This window comes from Nocardia cerradoensis NBRC 101014 (assembly GCF_000308535.1).
GTDB classification, from domain to species: Bacteria; Actinomycetota; Actinomycetes; order Mycobacteriales; family Mycobacteriaceae; genus Nocardia; species Nocardia cerradoensis.
On the sequence record NZ_BAFW01000177.1, the window covers coordinates 1 to 15,739 of the forward strand.

A 15,739-nucleotide genomic window follows, 5' to 3' on the forward strand; every position below is an offset into this window, starting at 1 on the left:
CGGCGGACGAGCCCGCACCGCCGCCGCTCGGGTCCGGCGGTGCGGATTCGGCGGGGCCGGGCGTTTCGGCACTCACGAGCCGGACCTGCTACGGGCTCGGGGCGGGCGAGGGGACGGGGCCGAAACACGAACGGCCACTTGCCTTTCCACCGGTCGCATCGTCCCGGCGAACGATGCGGCCGTGATCGAGTCGGCGACATCACGACACACGATCATCGACCTGCCCTTCCACGGGGCGAGCCCAGCGGACCTGGGACACAGCGTCCTGCCGGAACGCGCCCTGTTCACATGTTTCCGAGTTGTCCACACACGCCGAAACCGATCTTTCCATGTCCCTCGCTTCCGGCGAGGGTGGGACGCATGCGCTGGATGTCGGCACTTCTCCTGGGGGCGGCGATGGTGGCCGCGACCTGCGGCGCCACCACGGCAGCGGCCGCGCCCGCGGCCGGATTCGGCTGGCCGCTGCAGCCGCGTCCGGCCGTCGTGCGTGGTTTCGACAAACCGCGCCACGATTGGCTACCGGGCCATCGCGGAGTCGATCTCGCCGGCGCCGCCGGGCAGGCGGTACTCGCCGCCGGCGCCGGAATCGTGGTGTTCGCGGGTGAGGTGGGCGGCAAACCGGTCGTCTCGGTCGACCATCCGGGCGGGCTGCGCACGACCTACGAGCCGGTGCGAGCGGATGTGCCGGTCGGCCGCCGAGTCGAGCGCGGGTCGGCGCTGGGGACGCTGCAACCCGGACATGTGGGCTGCCCCGGCGTCTGCCTGCATTGGGGTCTGCGGCGCGGCCGTGACTATCTGGACCCCCTCGGCCTGGTGCGCCACGCACCCGTACGCCTGAAGCCGGTGCGGCCGCCCGCTCCCCCGGCGCCTCACGGAGGTCCCGTGGCGGCCCCCGCCGATCTAGCGGACGGCCTCGGCGGCAGTGGATTCCTGTTCGGACAGTTCACGCTTCCACTGCCGGAAGCCCTCCTCGGTGCGCCCGCGCCGCCAGTATCCGGAGATGGAGGCCCACTCGGCCGGCACCCCGCGCTCGGTGCGGACATAGCGCCGCAGATCGTGCATCACCTTGTCGGCCTCGCCGTGGATGAAGACGTGCACGCGGCCTTCGCGCCAGGGCTCGGCGCGCACCGCGGCGGCCAGCGCTTCGCCGGGGGCACGATCGCCACGGTGCACCCACTCGAGTTCGACCGCCACGGGGCGCGGGAAATCCAATTCGTCGGCAGGACCGGCGATTTCGACGAATACTCGGCCGACCGCATCGGACGGCAGGGCGGCACACGCCGCGGCGATGGCGGGCAGGGCCGCCTCGTCACCGGCGAGCAGATGCCAATCCGCCTCCGGCTTGGGGGAATACGCACCACCAGGCCCGAAGAGTTCGATGCGGTCGCCGGGCCGGGCCGTGGCCGCCCACGGCCCGGCCACCCCCTCGTCACCGTGGTAGACGAAATCGATGGCGATCTCCTCGGCCTCGGTGTCGATCGAGCTCACGGTGTAGGTGCGCGTGGTTTCGCCGTCGGGACCGGGGAAGAGCAGTTTGACGTAGGCGTCGGTGAAGCCGTTGGGCTGGAATCCGGCGAAACCCGGGCCGCCCAGATACACCCGGATCAGATGGTCGGTCAGGCGTCGCGTGCGCCTGACCTCGAACGACAGTTTGGTGCGAGTACGAGCCACAGTGCGTTACCTCCAATATTAGGGTTACCTAAGGAAGGTAGCACGACTGATCTCCGATAGCTCGAAGTATATCGGCAACATCGTCGACTGTTCGAGGTCGCGCCGACGCCCCTGGTGCGGCACTCGCTCTGCGGGCGAGGATGGAGCCATGGCGAATTCCCCGGCCGCCGAGCCTTTCACCTACCCAGAAGTCGGAGCGACCGCCGGCGAATTCCCGCCCGGCTATCACCACTTCCGCCTGCGCCGCCGCATCGGCAGCGGGCGAGCGCTGTTCGAATCCGCCGGCGATCAGATCCTCGCCTACCGCATGCAGCGCGGCACCGGCATTTTCCAGCACGCCGATACCCCGGTCGCCGAACCGGGAACGGCGCTGACGGTGCGACTGGGCATCGCCGGTCTCGGCATCACGGCACCCTGCCGGGTGATCTACGCGGTCGACGAACCGACCCGCCGCGGCTTCGCCTACGGCACCCTGCCGGGCCACCCGGAAATCGGCGAGGAACTCTTCGCGGTGGAATACGATCCCGCCGACGAGACGGTGTACGGCGTAGTGGCCGCCTTCTCCCGTCCCGCCACCTGGTACACGAAGCTCGGTGGCCCCGTCGTCCGCGCGATCCAGCACTTCATCGCCGGCCGCTACATCGACGCCATCCGCCCCTAGGCGACGACGGGAGGCCGTAGGCGACGACTTGGTCGCACCGTAGGCGGCGACGCGAAAGCCTTCGGCTTGGTCCACCTTCTGCTCGAAGCTTCGCACCATCGCGTCGGTGTCAGGACGCAGCCGACGACCGAATGCCTTCTCAGGTCAGGGTCGTTCTCGGCACCGGGCAGGATGAACCCGTGCCAGACCGTCTCGTCCCATAGGTCGGCCCGGATGTCGTACGGCCGCGCATCGTCTGGGGTGCGAGTCGACGAACTCACGAATTCCGGGTGCCGAATCTCGCGGTGCGACACGCACCTCGGACCGGCCTTGCCGGTCCGCCGAGCACGGGTCAGAGCGCGCCCAACGCCGGAGAGCGCCCCGGCATCGCGCCGGCTCCGCGAAACAGACTGCGTGCCTTGTGTCCGAACTACCGTGGCCAACAACGTGTTTCGTGCTCGGAAGCCGAACGGCATCATCGCCGCGATCCTGCGGGGCATCCGTCGCACCGCTGTTCAGGCGCGGGGGTGGGCCTGGTCGTGCACTCGTTTCAGGCGCTCGATCGAGACGTGGGTGTAGAGCTGCGTGGTCGCCATACTGGCGTGGCCGAGCAGTTCCTGGACCACACGCAGGTCGGCTCCCCCTTCCAGCAGATGGGTGGCGGCGGTGTGGCGCAGTCCGTGCGGGCCCAGGCCAGGCGCTCCCGGTACGGCCGAAACAACCTCGTGCACAACGGTTCTGGCCTGACGCTGGTTCAGTCGGCGGCCGCGCCGGCCGAGCAGCAGCGCGCGCCCGGATTCGGCGGTGGCCAGGTGCGGGCGGCCGAAGTTGAGCCAATTCTCCAACGCCCGGTCGGCGGGCAGGCCGAACGGTACCGAGCGCTCCTTGTTGCCCTTGCCCAGTACCCGGACCAGCCTCCTGCCGCGGTCGACGTCGTCGATGTCGAGTCCGCACAGTTCGCTGACCCGAATTCCGGTGGCGTACAACATCTCCACCACGAGCCGATCCCGCAGCGCCATCGGATCGCGCTGCGCCGCACCGGATTCCGCGGCGTTCATGGCCGCGTCGGCCTGCTCCTCACTCAGGACGGCAGGCAGGATTCGGTGCGCACGGGCCGAGCCCAGCCGCGGACCGGGATCGGCGACGAGGCGGCCGGTGTGCGTCAACCAGGCGGTGAACGTCCGCGCGGCCGATGCACGCCGCGCCATGGTGGTCCGGGCGGCGCCCCCGGCGGATTGTTCGGCCAGCCACGAACGCAACAGCGGCAGATCGATCTCTCCCACCGCGGCATCCGGCGAACGGGCACACAGATGCTCCAGCAGAGATCGCGCATCCCCGAGATAGGCCCGCACCGTGTGCGCGGACCGGTTGCGCCCGAGAAGCAGATGCCGTTCGTACTGCTCGAGCAGATCCGCGAGATCGCCCGGTAATCCGTCCATTTCTCCACGTTCACCGGCGGCGGCTCCGCGCGCAAGCCCCCGCGCCGACAGCAGTGCGGAAGGACACCCGCACTCGCCGGAGCCGACATTCGTTCGGTGCCGACCAGCCAGTCCGGCATTCGCTCGGCGCCGACCGGCCAGTCCCTCTTCCATCGACCGGGGCCGCCCCACGACGGCACGCACGCCCACCACGCACGGCGCTCACCCATCGACCGGCCACGAATCCCGAGGCCGAATCGGTCGGTCACTCCGCCGTGAGACGGCAGATCACCGCGGAGCACACACGTCTCATCGGCCTTTCACGCCCCCTTCCGCACGGTGCGGAACCAGCCCGAACTGTCCGACCCGACCAGCCCGGCGACCTCGAGGGCGACCAGTGCGGCACGTACCGCGTGGATGGTGAGGCCGCTCTCGTCGGCGATCTGTTTCGGCAGGCGCGAACCGGACACCGGCAGTTCGGCGAAGACCGTCGCCTGGTCGCCGGCGAGATGCGCACCGGCTTCGCCACCCGTGGGCAACGACAGTCGCAGTGGCCCGACCTCGTCGTGGATCTCGTCGACGCGAGTGACGAGGATCGCTTCCCGGTCGCGGATCATGCGGTGGCAGCCGACCGACGCCGCGGCGGTGATCGGACCCGGCACCGCGAGGGCCGGACGGCCCAGGCGCCGAGCCCATTTCGCGGTATTGCGCGCACCGCTGCGCATGCCCGCCTCGACCACGAGCACTCCGTCGGACAGGGCCGCGATCAAACGGTTCCGGGCCAGGAACCGGTGTTTGAGGGCGGCGGCGCCGGGCGGGTATTCGCTCACCACCACACCCGTTTCGGCGATCTCGGCCAGGAGGCGTTCGTGCTGAGCGGGATAGGGTCGGTCGACGCCGCACGCCAGCACGGCGATGGTGGGGCCGCCGGCGGCCAGCGCCGCGCGATGCGCCATCCCGTCGATGCCGAAGGCCGCTCCGGACACGATCGTCCAGCCGTGCGCGGCCAGTTCCCCCGCGAGTTCGGCGGTGACCTGTTCGCCGTATCCGGAGGAGCAGCGAGCGCCCACCACGGCGAGGGCCTGTTCGGTGTACTGCAGCAACGACAACGGACCGCGGGCCCACAGCACGAGCGGCACCGCCGCGTCGGCGTCGCGAGCCGGGTCGAGTTGGGTCAGGCCCAGCAGGCGCCACTGCGGCCACTCCGGGTCGTCGGGAGTGATCACTCGTCCACCGATGCGCGCCATCAGCTCGAGATCGCGTTCCGCACGGTCGACGTCGCGCCGGCGCTCGGTCGGACCACGCAGCGATTCCGGCAGATCGCATTCACGCACCGCACGCGCCGCCTCCACCACACCAACGCGCGCGATGAGCGCCGACAACGCCGGACACGGACCCTCCACCACGCGGGACAGATAGACCCACGCCAGCCGCCGTTCGTCCGCGTCGACGGTCACCAGAGACGCGACACCACCACCCGAATCGCCGTCCACGCCGACGCCGTGACCCGTCACCGCGAGACCTCCGTCTCGACGCCGACGCGGCACGCATGCCGGTGGCGCCGCGGAATTCGACAGGCCGGCGTCGCGGTCATATCGTCACCCGCCCGGCGAAACACACCGTGCCTGTTCGCTCGATCCCGACTCCGGACGCGTTCGGCGATCCCCATTCCCGTGCGGCCCATCGATCTGCGAATCATCGATTCCCTCCCTTATTGCGCATTCGGTCAACCCGTCCCCACGCCCACGATGAACGCCGATGCCCGGCGCAAGTCAACTCAGGACATGCCGCGTTGCCGAAAGTTCAACGCCTGCAGGACATCCTGTGCCGACGGCACCTCTCCCCCGCGTAGGTCACAGACGGTCCAGGCGACTCGGATCGCCCGGTCCGCACCACGTGCGGACATCCGGCCCTGCCGCAGTGCACTTTCCACCGGTGCCAGCGCATCGGCCGGCAGCCGGAAGCGCTGGCGCAGGACATGTCCCGGCACCTCGGCGTTGACGGTCCACCCGTACTCGGACCAGCGCCGCGCCGCGACCTGCCGCGCCAGCTCGACCCGTTCCCGCACGACGACACTGGATTCGGCGTCGGACGGGGTGAACGTTCCGGCGGCGTGCGCATGCATCTGGACCCAGATGTCGATTCGATCCATCAGTGGCCCCGACAGTTTGCCCAGATATCTGCGGCGGGCCAGCGGCGCACAGATGCAGTCGACATCGCGGGCGGGCGCACACGGGCAGGGGTTCGCCGCCAGGATGAGTTGGAAGCGGGCCGGATACCGGGCCACGCCGTCGCGGCGGGCGATGCGCACTTCCCCCTCCTCCAACGGAGTTCGCAACGCCTCCAGCACCTTGGTTCCGATCTCGGCGCATTCGTCGAGGAAGAGGACACCGCGGTGGGCCCGGCTGACGGCCCCCGGGCGCGCGGATCCGGAACCGCCGCCGACCATCGCCGACACCGACGTCGAATGGTGCGGAGCCACGAACGGCGCCGTCGTGATGAGCGGATGATCGTCCGACAATGTGCCGGCCACCGAATGGATGGCGGTGACCTCCAGCGACTCCGATTCCGTCAACGCCGGCAGCAACCCCGGAAGGCGTTGCGCCAACATGGTTTTGCCGATGCCGGGCGGCCCGGTCAACAGCAGATGATGGCCGCCGGCCGCGGCCACCTCCAATGCCCAGCGCGCCTCGTCCTGCCCGACCACCTCGTTGAGATCGCCGATACTTCGCCGCGGGGCGGTGTAGCTGCCGTCCGGCGCCGACAGTTCGCCGTCACCACGCAGCCAGTCGATCAGCGCGCGCAGAGTCGGCGCCCCGAGTACGGTGATCCCGTCCACCAGCCCGGCCTCACCGAGCACCGACTCGGGCACCACGACGGTCCGGCGACCGGCGGTCCGCGCCGCGAGCACGGCGGGAAGGATCCCGCGCACCCGCCGCACCCGGCCGTCGAGGGCCAGTTCGCCGAGCAGGACCGTACCGGCGAGCTTCGCACCGGGTACCGAATCACCGGCGTGCAGCACGGCCGCGGCCAATGCCAGGTCGTACACGCTGCCGACTTTCGGCAGCGTCGCGGGCGACAGGGCGAGAATCACGCGCCCGTCGGGCCACTTCTCCCCCGAATTTGCCACCGCGGCCCGGACCCGGTCCCGCGATTCCTGCAACGTGGTGTCCGGACGCCCGACCAGGTGGACCGAGGGCAACCCCTGTCCGATATCGGCCTCGATCTCGACGAGTTGCCCGTCCACCCCGGTCACAGCCACCGAATGAGCGCGTCCCAGGGCCATCAGAACGCCGCCCGGACGTGCTCGATCTGCGGGTCCCGGCCCGGCAGCAGCAGGACCGACACCACATCGAAGCGGACCCGCCGCCACGGTCCGCTCTGTTCGGCCAGCCACAGCAGTGCGAGCCGCCGGATGCGCTGCTGTTTGGCGAAGGTCACCGACTCGGCCGGTGTGCCGAACCCCAGCCCGGAACGCGTCTTGACCTCCACGAAGGCGGTGGTGTCGGACTCCCGGACGATGAGGTCCAGTTCGCCGTAGCGACACCGCCAGTTTCGTTCGACGATCCGCATCCCGGCCCCCTGCAGGAACTGCGCGGCCAGTTCTTCTCCGTGGGCGCCGAGCGCCAGATTGTGTGCCACCCGCTCAGGATGCCGTCGGCGTGATCGCGGTCTGCGGGGCTCACCTGCGGAAACAGAAAGTCTGTGGATGAACCCGGGGCTGTGGATCGACGGTGCTGCCGGCGACCGATCGCCCCAGGTGGGACGGTTCTCGCGGCCTGCGCGCTATTCGGGCAGGCGCAGGTCCGGCTTCTCCAGTTCCTCGATGTTCACGTCCTTGAACGTGATCACGCGGACGTGTTTGACGAAGCGGGCGGGCCGATACATGTCCCAGACCCACGCATCCGACATCCGCACTTCGAAATACACTTCACCGTCGGCGTTCTGCGGGCGCAACTCGACAGAATTGGCCAGATAGAAGCGGCGTTCGGTCTCGACGACGTACGAAAACTGACCGACGATGTCCTTGTACTCGCGATACAGCGAGAGTTCCATCTCGGTTTCGTACTTCTCGAGGTCCTCGGCGCTCATGCCTCGCTCCGCTTGCTCATCGGGTGGAATATCCTCCTCTATCGCCACGAACGCGTGTAGGTCACATCATCCCGCATGGGCCGGATCGGCAGCCACCCGCCCGGTCTCCCCGGCCGCGGTGCCCCGCACGTTGCGCCACGACCGGCGGTGTTCGTCACTGGGCCCGAGCCGCTCCAGCGCCGCCAGATGTTCGGGCGTGTTGTAGCCCTTGTGCGCGGCGAAACCGTATCCGGGCAGGTCACGGTCCATCTCGACCATGATCCGGTCGCGGGTGACCTTGGCCAGAATGCTGGCCGCGGCGATACACGCCGCCGCCGCGTCGCCGCCGATCACCGGCAGCGACGGCACGCTGATACCCGGCACCCGGAAGCCGTCGGTGAGTACATAGCCGGGCCGCACCTCCAGACCCGCCACGGCCCGGCGCATGCCCTCGATATTGGCGACGTGGATGCCGATCGCGTCGATCTCCCAGGCCGGGATCACCACGACCTTCCAGGCCAGCGCCCGGCGCACGATCACCGGATACAGCTGCTCGCGCACGGCCTCGGTCAGCTTCTTCGAATCATCCAGTCCCGCAAGGGAATCGTAGGCCTTCGGCGCGAGCAGACAGGCCGCGACCACGAGCGGGCCGGCGCAGCATCCCCGGCCCGCCTCGTCGACACCCGCGACGGGGCCGAGGCCGCTGCGGATCAGCGCCGCTTCCAGCGTGCGCAGGCCACCGGCCCGCCGCATCACCACTCGCGGCGGCCAATCCCCTGTGCGAACCACCGGCCGGATGATCTTGCCGCCCTTACCGTTGCGCGTCGTGCGTCGCGATGTCTCCGCCACTGCACCTACCGTTCGACTATCCCGTGACTCGATTATCTCGCGCGGCGCGCCTCAGTTCGTCTGCGGATTCTGTGATTTGACCGGGCCGATCCGGTTCGGCGGCCAGATCTTGAACACCGCTTTACCGCGCACGGCGTCGATCGGCACGGTGCCGGAGTACTCGTCGTCGACATGGGCGCGCGAATCCGCGGATTCGTTGCGGTTGTCACCCATCACCCACAGATTGCCGTCGGGCACCTTGACCGGGCCGAATTCGCGGCCGCGCGGGTCGATCGACAGCCCGCCGGCGACCTTGGTCGCATAGGCCAGCCCCGGCTGATACGGGTAGATGTAGTGCGCGTAGGGCTCGTCGAGCGGTTTGCCGTCGACCATCACCCGGCCCTGCGCGTCGCAACACTGCACGGTTTGACCGCCGGTCGCGATCACGCGTTTGACCAGGTCGTTCTCATCCGGCGGCACCAGGCCGAAGAACGAGAAGAAGTTCTGCACGCCGCGCACGGCGACATTGCTGGAGCGGTTGGAGTGGTAGGACTTGTTCCAGGAGCCGCTCGGTCCGACGAAGACCACGACGTCGCCGGGCTTGGGATCACCGAAGTCGTAGCTCAGCTTCTCGACGTAGATCCGGTCGCCCGTGCAGCCGGCGCAGCCGTGCAGGGTCGGTTCCATCGACTGCGACGGGATCACATAGGGCCGGCCGATGAAATTCACCACCAGCGCCGCGATCACGGCGGCGATGACGATCAGGATCGGCAGTTCCTGCCAGAAGGGCCGCTGCTTGCGCTTGCGCCTGCCGCGCCGGCTGCGCGATGCGGACTCGCCTTTGCGTTCGCCACCGGCACGGTTGTCATCGGCTCCGGGCACCGCCACCGACTCGCTTTCGTCTGCCACGCCGAACAGGTTATCCCGCAGCCATGTTCGTCGTCCCCCCGGCGCACCCTGCGCGCCGGGAAGGCGGGCACATCCCGGCCGGAAAAAGGAAAACCCCCGGTCGCGAGGACCGGGGGTCGGCGTGAACGGGCAGAGCCCTGATGTTCAGCGCTTCTCCTTGATCTTGGCGGCCTTGCCGCGCAGATCGCGCAGGTAGTACAGCTTGGCCCGGCGGACGTCACCGCGGGTCACCACATCGATGTGATCGATGTTGGGGCTGTGTACCGGGAAGGTGCGCTCGACGCCAACGCCGAACGACACCTTGCGCACGGTGAAGGTCTCACGGATGCCGCCGCCCTGGCGGCGGATGACCGCACCCTTGAAGACCTGGATGCGCTCCTTGTTACCTTCGATAACCTTCACGTGCACGTTCACCGTGTCACCCGGGCGGAAGTCCGGGATGTCGGTGCGCAGCGACTTTTCGTCGACGAAGTCGAGGGTGTTCATTTCCGTCCTTTGGAAGTTCGCGTGAACAGAGGAACCTGGCGGCAACTGCTCGGCCGGTTCGTGCTCCGGATAGTGGGCGGTGCACCGGGTCGAATTCGCCCAGAGCAACCTGAGCATTGTGCCAGATCAGGCCGCTGCACCAAAAATCGCCCCCCTGAAGTCCGCGCGGTCCGGGCGTCACTGCCCGGAATGCTGCGGGTGCGCCGCGGTCAGGCCGTCCACATCGGCCGGTCGCGGCGTATCCGCAGGTGGCGACGTGTCGGCAGAGCTCGTCCGGACCGGCACCTCGTGCATCGAGGCCCGCATCGCCCTGGTCCGCAGATGGGCGGGTGGAGCGGGGACCACGGTCCGCGCCAACTCTTCCTCGGCGGCGCTGCGGACGTGGGCGACATCGGGCTTACCGGCGACCAGATCTTGCACGAAGATCTTGGCCCGGATCACCGGGCGCCGGTACCGGCGTTCGCGCACGACCGCCCGGTACATCAGGCGGCGGCGCTCGCCGTAGCGCCAGCGCGCCCACGGCGCACCCGGCCGGCTCAGCCGCAGGGCGCCCACGACCAGCAGCGGCAGGAAGAACATGCCGAACAATCCGGTCCAGATCTTGCCCTTGGCGATGACGATCGCGGCCAGCACCAGATTCACCAGCGCGAAGATGCCGAGGAAACTGCGCCCCGCGACGCTGCCGTCGTGCCGGATGTCGTTGATGTCGAGCAACCACAGCGGATGGAAGCCGAGCAACAGCAACCCGGTGACCGCCACCGCGACGAACACCGCATCGACCGATGTGCGCCCCTGCTCCTCCCAGTACACGTCGCGCAGGTAATAGATCAGCGCGAATTCGTCGAGCACCAGTGCCGCGCCCACCCCGAACGTCGAGGCGAGCGCCGAGATGGTGCCGACCCCGCTGTTGTAGGTCGCGACCATGCCCAATCCCGACGTCAGCACCAGCACCACCCCGAACACCATGTGGTGGATGTGCACGTTGCCGGCGCGCAGGTTGCCGGGCCACCAGCGCACCTGCTTGCGAATCATCCGCACACTGAGCCGGATCAGCAGGAATCCGACGATGAAGCCGAGCAGGAAGCACAGCAACGGCAGGCGTCCCTCCGCGAGAATCGCGTCGTCGAACCAGCGCCGCACAGCCGTCGTCCCCTCACTCGGAACCGGGGTCGGGGTAGTGATGCCCCGCGGGGCCGATCACCGAGATCGAACCCGCGACTCCATTGTCCCGTACCCGGCCGCCGCAGTCGGGACAAACCCGCATGCGACGGCCGTCGAGGCCTTACCTCCCGAACCCGGCGCGGCGCAGCGCATCCGCCATCGCTCCCGACGGTTCGGGCGCGCTGCGGCGCTGCTGATTTCGGCCCTGACCCTTGTTCTGGCCGCCGCCACGGTTCTGTCCGCCGCGATCTTGACCACCACGATCCTGGCCGCCACGGCCCTGACCGCCACGGCCCTGATTGCCCTGGCCGCCGCGCGGCTGACCACCGCGGTTCTGCCCGCCGCGCTGGCCCGCGCCGCCCTTCTCGGGTTTGCCGGCACCGGGCTCGTCGTCCAGGCGCAGACTCAGGCCGATGCGCTGGCGGGCGACGTCGACCTCCAGCACCTTCACCTTCACCACGTCACCGGACTTCACGATCTCGCGGGGATCGCGGACGAACGAATGCGACATGGCCGAGACGTGGACCAGCCCGTCCTGATGGACACCCACATCGACGAAGGCACCGAAGGCGGCCACGTTCGTCACCACACCTTCGAGCACCATGCCGGGTTCGAGGTCGGCGACCTTCTCCACCCCGGCGGCGAATTCGGCGGTCTTGAACTCCGGGCGCGGATCACGGCCGGGCTTCTCGAGTTCGGCGATGATGTCGGTGACGGTCGGCACACCGAATTTCTCGTCGGTGAATTCGCTCGGCCGCAGTGCCCGCAGGGCGGAGGTGTTGCCGATCAGGCCGGGCACATCGCGTCCGGTCGCCTCCAGCATCCGGCGCACCACCGGATAGGCCTCGGGGTGCACGGCCGAGGAATCCAGCGGGTCGTCGCCGCCCCGGATCCGCAGGAAGCCCGCGCACTGTTCGAATGCCTTGGGGCCCAGCCGCGGAACTCCCAGCAGCGCGGTGCGACTGCGGAAGGGACCATTCTGATCGCGATGCGCCACAATCGATTCCGCGACCGAGGACGCGATACCGGAGACCCGCGACAGCAACGGCACCGAGGCGGTGTTGACGTCGACGCCGACCGCGTTCACCGCATCCTCGACCACCGCGCCCAGCGACCGGGCCAGCAGCGTTTCGGAGACGTCGTGCTGGTACTGGCCGACACCGATGGATTTCGGCTCGATCTTCACCAGTTCGGCCAGCGGATCCTGCAGCCGGCGCGCGATCGAGACCGCGCCGCGCAGCGAGACGTCCAGTTCCGGCAGCTCCTGTGAGGCGTACGCGGAGGCGGAATACACCGACGCGCCCGCTTCCGACACCACGATCTTGGTCGGCTTCCGCGCGCCGGGCGTCGCACCGATCCGCGAAATCAGTTCCGCGGCAAGGGCATCGGTCTCCCGCGACGCGGTGCCGTTGCCGATCGCGATGAGCTCCACGTCGAACCGCGCCACGAGCGCGCCGAGGACGGCCAGCGACTTCTCGGTCTGCCCCTGCGGTTTGTGCGGGTAGATCGTCTCGGTGGCCACCACCTTGCCGGTACCGTCCACCACGGCCACCTTCACGCCGGTGCGGTAGCCCGGATCCAGGCCCATGGTGGTGCGGGTACCGGCTGGTGCGGCGAGCAGCAGGTCACGCAGGTTGGCGGCGAAGATGTCGACGGCGTCCTTTTCCGCGGACTGCCGCAACCGCATCCGGATATCGATGCCGAGGCTGACCTGCAGCTTGGTCCGCCATGCCCAGCGCACGGTGTCCAGCAGCCAGGTGTCGGCCGGACGCCCCTGGTCGGCGATCCCGAACTTGTGCGCGATCCGGCCCTCGTAGATGGTGCGCTGCCCCGGTTCCGGTTCCTCGGTATCGGGTTCGAGCGACAGGCTCAGCACGTCTTCCTTCTCGCCGCGCAGCAGCGCCAGGATGCGATGCGAGGGCAGTTTGGCGAAGGGTTCGCTGAATTCGAAGTAATCGGCGAATTTGGCCCCGGCCTCTTCCTTACCGGTCCGGACCCGCGAGGTGACCTGTCCGCGCTCCCACATCAATTCGCGCAGTTCACCGACGAGGTCGGCGTCTTCGGCGAATCGCTCCACCAGAATCGCGCGGGCGCCGTCGAGCTGTTCGGCGGTGTAGGCGGCCGGATCGGTGGCAGGGTCGCCGATGAGGGCGTCCGCGACCGGTTCGTGCCCGGCCTCGCGAGCGATCTGCGCCTTGGTGCGCCGCTTGGGCTTGTAGGGCAGGTAGATGTCCTCGAGGCGGGCCTTGGTCTCCGCGAGCATGATCTGCTGTTCCAGCGCGGCGTCCAACTTGCCCTGCCCGCGAATGGATTCCAGGATCGAATTGCGGCGCTCGTCGAGTTCGCGCAGGTAGTGCAGCCGCTCCTCCAGTTGCCGCAGCTGCGCGTCGTCGAGCCCGCCCGTCACCTCCTTGCGGTAACGGGCGATGAACGGCACGGTCGACCCGCCGTCGAGCAGCTCTACGGCGGCACGGACCTGTTCGTCACGGACCGAGAGCTCCTCGGCGATCCGCCTGCCGACACTGGCCAGGCGGACCTTGCCGGTGGCGGGGGCATCGGCCGGAGCGGTGCCCACGGAGGCTTCCGTGCCGGTGGTTGCTTCGGTGCTGACGGGTTCGGAGGCTGTCGTCACGCTGGCTGACACTACCGTCGGCCGCCGACAGCGGACCAGGTGGAGCAGCCGGTGCTCACGCAGCCGCACCCGGTGTGGGCGCGCCGCGGACGGGAACGGCCGAAAATCGGCTGGCCAGAGCCTCGCCGAGCTCGTGACCGCGATCGAGCTCGATGTCCGGGCGACCGCACATCCGCACCCCGTCACGGGCGCGTCGGCGAGCTTTCGGCACGCGATCCGACAGCCGCGCGAACGCCGGATCACGGCGCAGTGACGTGCTGTCGGGCACACGCGGTGAAGTCCTGTCGCGCAGAGTTTTCGGCTACTCCGGCGGCAGCAGATCCGGGCGTCGCTCCCTGGTGCGCCGCACCGCTTGCTCATGCCGCCACGCCTCGATGCGCGCATGATTGCCCGACAGCAGAATTTCGGGCACCTCGAGTCCGCGCCAGCTCACCGGCCGGGTGTAGCTGGGGCCTTCGAGCAGGCCGTCGGAGAACGAATCCTGTTGGTGGGAGGCCTGATTGCCCAGTACGCCGGGGATCAGGCGCACCACCGCCTCGGCCATCACCAGCACGGCGGCCTCCCCGCCGATCAGGACGTAGTCGCCGATGCTGACCTCTTCCACCCGGACCCGGCGGGCGGCATCGTCGAAGACGCGCTGATCGATCCCCTCGTAGCGGCCGCAGGCGAAGACCAGATGCGATTCGGCGGACCAGCGCTGAGCCGTCGCCTGGGTGAACGGCACACCGGCCGGCGTCGGGACGACGAGCAACGCCTCGTCCGGGCACACCTCGTCGAGCGCATCACCCCAGACGACCGGCTTCATCACCATGCCCGGACCGCCCCCGTAGGGCGCGTCGTCGACCGACTGGTGCACATCGTGGGTCCAGCGCCGCAGATTGTGCACGTCGAGTTCGACGATGCCCTTCTCGATCGCCTTGCCCAGCAACGCCGTTCGCAGCGGCTCGAGATATTCGGGGAAGATGGTGACGACGTCGATGCGCAGAGCTGACGAGCGCTGCGCGGGTTCGTCGGCTCCGGTGGCCATCACTACTCCTCGTCCAGCAGGCCTTCGGGTGGGTCGATCACGATCAGGCCCTCGGCGAGCGACACGGTCGGCACGATCGCGGTCACGAAGGGCACCAGGATCTCACGACCGGCGCGCCCCCCGGCGCCCGCACCGGCCCGGATCGACAGCAATTCGCCTGCGGCCGAATGCAATACCTCGTTCACGGTGCCGATCTCGGTCCCGTCCGCGAGCCACACGCTCAGTCCTTCGAGTTCGTGATCGTAGAACTCGTCGGGATCCTCCGACGGGGGAAGATCATCGGTGTCGACCAGAAACAGAGTGCCGCGCAACGCATCCGCGGCGGTGCGATCGCCGACACCCTCGAGACGGACGAGAAGCCGGCCCGAATGCTCTCGGGCCGACTCCACCGTGAATATGTTCACCGCCTCGCTTCTCGGCGCCCGGCCACGCAGGCGGGCGCCGGGAGCGAAGCGGAGTTCGGGTTCGTCGGTACGTACCTCGACCACGAGTTCGCCACGCACACCGTGTGATTTGGCGACCCGCCCGACTACCAGTTCCATCTACTGATCGGTATCGACCACGTCGACCCGGATACCCCGGCCACCGATACCGGCGACCAGGGTGCGCAGCGCGGTCGCGGTACGACCGCCGCGGCCGATCACCTTGCCCAGATCGTCGGGATGGACGTGGACCTCGACGGTGCGTCCCCGCCGGGAGGTGATCAGATCGACGCGCACGTCGTCCGGATTGGCGACGATGCCGCGCACCAGGTGCTCGACGGCATCGGCGACGACAGCACTCATTACTCGGCAGCCTCGGTCGCGGCCTCGGCCTCACCCTCGCCCTCGGCGGCCTTGGACTTCTTCTTCTTGGGGGTGACGGCCTCGGCGACCGGCTCGCTGTCGGCGGCGGCC

General features: G+C 69.0%; 16 protein-coding genes and 2 pseudogenes. 2 read left to right on the top strand and 16 right to left on the bottom strand.

Annotation, left to right across the window (positions count from 1 at the left end):
• Nucleotides 1–284: 284 nt before the first annotated feature.
• Nucleotides 285–500 carry a hypothetical protein gene (locus tag ON23_RS39335; RefSeq protein WP_244969912.1) on the bottom strand — a complete coding sequence of 72 codons (216 nt, stop codon included), beginning with the start codon at nt 498–500 and terminating at the stop codon, nt 285–287.
• On the opposite strand from ON23_RS39335, the pseudogene ON23_RS36950 reads away from it, so the two are divergent.
• Nucleotides 397–846: pseudogene (locus ON23_RS36950) on the top strand (M23 family metallopeptidase); the annotation flags it as partial. The gene ON23_RS39335 and the pseudogene ON23_RS36950 sit on opposite strands and share 104 nt — an antisense overlap.
• A gap of 54 nt (nt 847–900) precedes the next feature.
• On the opposite strand, the gene ON23_RS18925 reads toward ON23_RS36950, so the two are convergent.
• On the bottom strand, nt 901–1,671 hold the full coding sequence (locus ON23_RS18925) for a siderophore-interacting protein (RefSeq protein ID WP_039779806.1): 771 nt from the start codon (nt 1,669–1,671) through the stop codon (nt 901–903).
• A gap of 148 nt (nt 1,672–1,819) precedes the next feature.
• On the opposite strand from ON23_RS18925, the gene ON23_RS18930 reads away from it, so the two are divergent.
• Nucleotides 1,820–2,332, top strand: a complete 513-nt coding sequence (locus ON23_RS18930) for a DUF1990 domain-containing protein (protein WP_039779807.1) — start codon at nt 1,820–1,822, stop codon at nt 2,330–2,332.
• Between the two features lie 494 nt (nt 2,333–2,826).
• Here ON23_RS18930 and ON23_RS18935 read toward each other — a convergent pair whose 3' ends face one another.
• From ON23_RS18935 to ON23_RS39715, 14 genes and pseudogenes are all read right to left on the bottom strand, one after another.
• Nucleotides 2,827–3,750 carry a tyrosine recombinase XerC gene (locus ON23_RS18935; protein WP_039779808.1) on the bottom strand — a complete coding sequence of 308 codons (924 nt, stop codon included), beginning with the start codon at nt 3,748–3,750 and terminating at the stop codon, nt 2,827–2,829.
• A 299-nt stretch (nt 3,751–4,049) separates the two neighbouring features.
• Nucleotides 4,050–5,186 carry a DNA-processing protein DprA gene (gene dprA / locus ON23_RS18940; protein ID WP_039779814.1) on the bottom strand — a complete coding sequence of 379 codons (1,137 nt, stop codon included), beginning with the start codon at nt 5,184–5,186 and terminating at the stop codon, nt 4,050–4,052.
• 320 nt (nt 5,187–5,506) lie between these two features.
• Entirely contained in the window at nt 5,507–7,015 is a 1,509-nt protein-coding gene (locus tag ON23_RS18945; protein ID WP_039779809.1) for a YifB family Mg chelatase-like AAA ATPase, read from the bottom strand.
• Complete coding sequence (locus ON23_RS18950; RefSeq protein WP_039779810.1) at nt 7,015–7,371, bottom strand: YraN family protein; 357 nt, start codon at nt 7,369–7,371, stop codon at nt 7,015–7,017. Before ON23_RS18950 ends, ON23_RS18945 begins: the two co-directional genes overlap by 1 nt.
• A 144-nt stretch (nt 7,372–7,515) precedes the next feature.
• Nucleotides 7,516–7,821, bottom strand: coding sequence for a DUF2469 domain-containing protein (locus ON23_RS18955; RefSeq protein WP_011210678.1), 306 nt, complete (start codon nt 7,819–7,821; stop codon nt 7,516–7,518).
• A gap of 66 nt (nt 7,822–7,887) precedes the next feature.
• A complete protein-coding gene (locus ON23_RS18960) occupies nt 7,888–8,589 on the bottom strand; it encodes a ribonuclease HII (RefSeq protein WP_262985041.1) in 702 nt (233 codons plus the stop codon).
• A 111-nt stretch (nt 8,590–8,700) separates the two neighbouring features.
• Complete coding sequence (gene lepB / locus ON23_RS18965; protein ID WP_036503658.1) at nt 8,701–9,537, bottom strand: signal peptidase I; 837 nt, start codon at nt 9,535–9,537, stop codon at nt 8,701–8,703.
• Nucleotides 9,538–9,681: 144 nt separating this feature from the next.
• Nucleotides 9,682–10,023, bottom strand: a complete 342-nt coding sequence (gene rplS, locus ON23_RS18970; protein ID WP_030513071.1) for a 50S ribosomal protein L19 — start codon at nt 10,021–10,023, stop codon at nt 9,682–9,684.
• Nucleotides 10,024–10,200: 177 nt separating this feature from the next.
• Nucleotides 10,201–11,163 carry a hypothetical protein gene (locus ON23_RS18975; protein WP_051042872.1) on the bottom strand — a complete coding sequence of 321 codons (963 nt, stop codon included), beginning with the start codon at nt 11,161–11,163 and terminating at the stop codon, nt 10,201–10,203.
• Between the two features lie 142 nt (nt 11,164–11,305).
• Complete coding sequence (locus ON23_RS18980; protein WP_086006945.1) at nt 11,306–13,759, bottom strand: Tex family protein; 2,454 nt, start codon at nt 13,757–13,759, stop codon at nt 11,306–11,308.
• 358 nt (nt 13,760–14,117) lie between these two features.
• Nucleotides 14,118–14,801, bottom strand: a complete 684-nt coding sequence (trmD, locus tag ON23_RS18985) for a tRNA (guanosine(37)-N1)-methyltransferase TrmD (protein WP_039779819.1) — start codon at nt 14,799–14,801, stop codon at nt 14,118–14,120.
• Nucleotides 14,802–14,845: 44 nt separating this feature from the next.
• The gene (gene rimM / locus ON23_RS18990; RefSeq protein ID WP_039779812.1) at nt 14,846–15,385 is read right to left on the bottom strand and encodes a ribosome maturation factor RimM; all 540 of its coding nucleotides are present in this window, start codon (nt 15,383–15,385) and stop codon (nt 14,846–14,848) included.
• A complete protein-coding gene (locus ON23_RS18995) occupies nt 15,386–15,628 on the bottom strand; it encodes an RNA-binding protein (RefSeq protein WP_036503663.1) in 243 nt (80 codons plus the stop codon). It lies immediately after the preceding gene.
• Nucleotides 15,628–15,739 (bottom strand): annotated as a pseudogene (locus tag ON23_RS39715) (30S ribosomal protein S16); the annotation flags it as partial. The gene ON23_RS18995 and the pseudogene ON23_RS39715, both read right to left, overlap by 1 nt.

Bases quoted from the DNA above. Each gene is read 5' to 3' on its own strand.
- ON23_RS18930 (WP_039779807.1), top strand. From the start codon at position 1,820: ATGGCGAATTCCCCGGCCGCCGAGCCTTTCACCTACCCAGAAGTCGGA.
- ON23_RS18935 (WP_039779808.1), bottom strand. From the start codon at position 3,750: ATGGACGGATTACCGGGCGATCTCGCGGATCTGCTCGAGCAGTACGAA.
- ON23_RS18945 (WP_039779809.1), bottom strand. From the start codon at position 7,015: ATGGCCCTGGGACGCGCTCATTCGGTGGCTGTGACCGGGGTGGACGGG.
- ON23_RS18955 (WP_011210678.1), bottom strand. From the start codon at position 7,821: ATGAGCGCCGAGGACCTCGAGAAGTACGAAACCGAGATGGAACTCTCG.
- rplS (WP_030513071.1), bottom strand. From the start codon at position 10,023: ATGAACACCCTCGACTTCGTCGACGAAAAGTCGCTGCGCACCGACATC.
- rimM (WP_039779812.1), bottom strand. From the start codon at position 15,385: ATGGAACTGGTAGTCGGGCGGGTCGCCAAATCACACGGTGTGCGTGGC.
- ON23_RS18995 (WP_036503663.1), bottom strand. From the start codon at position 15,628: ATGAGTGCTGTCGTCGCCGATGCCGTCGAGCACCTGGTGCGCGGCATC.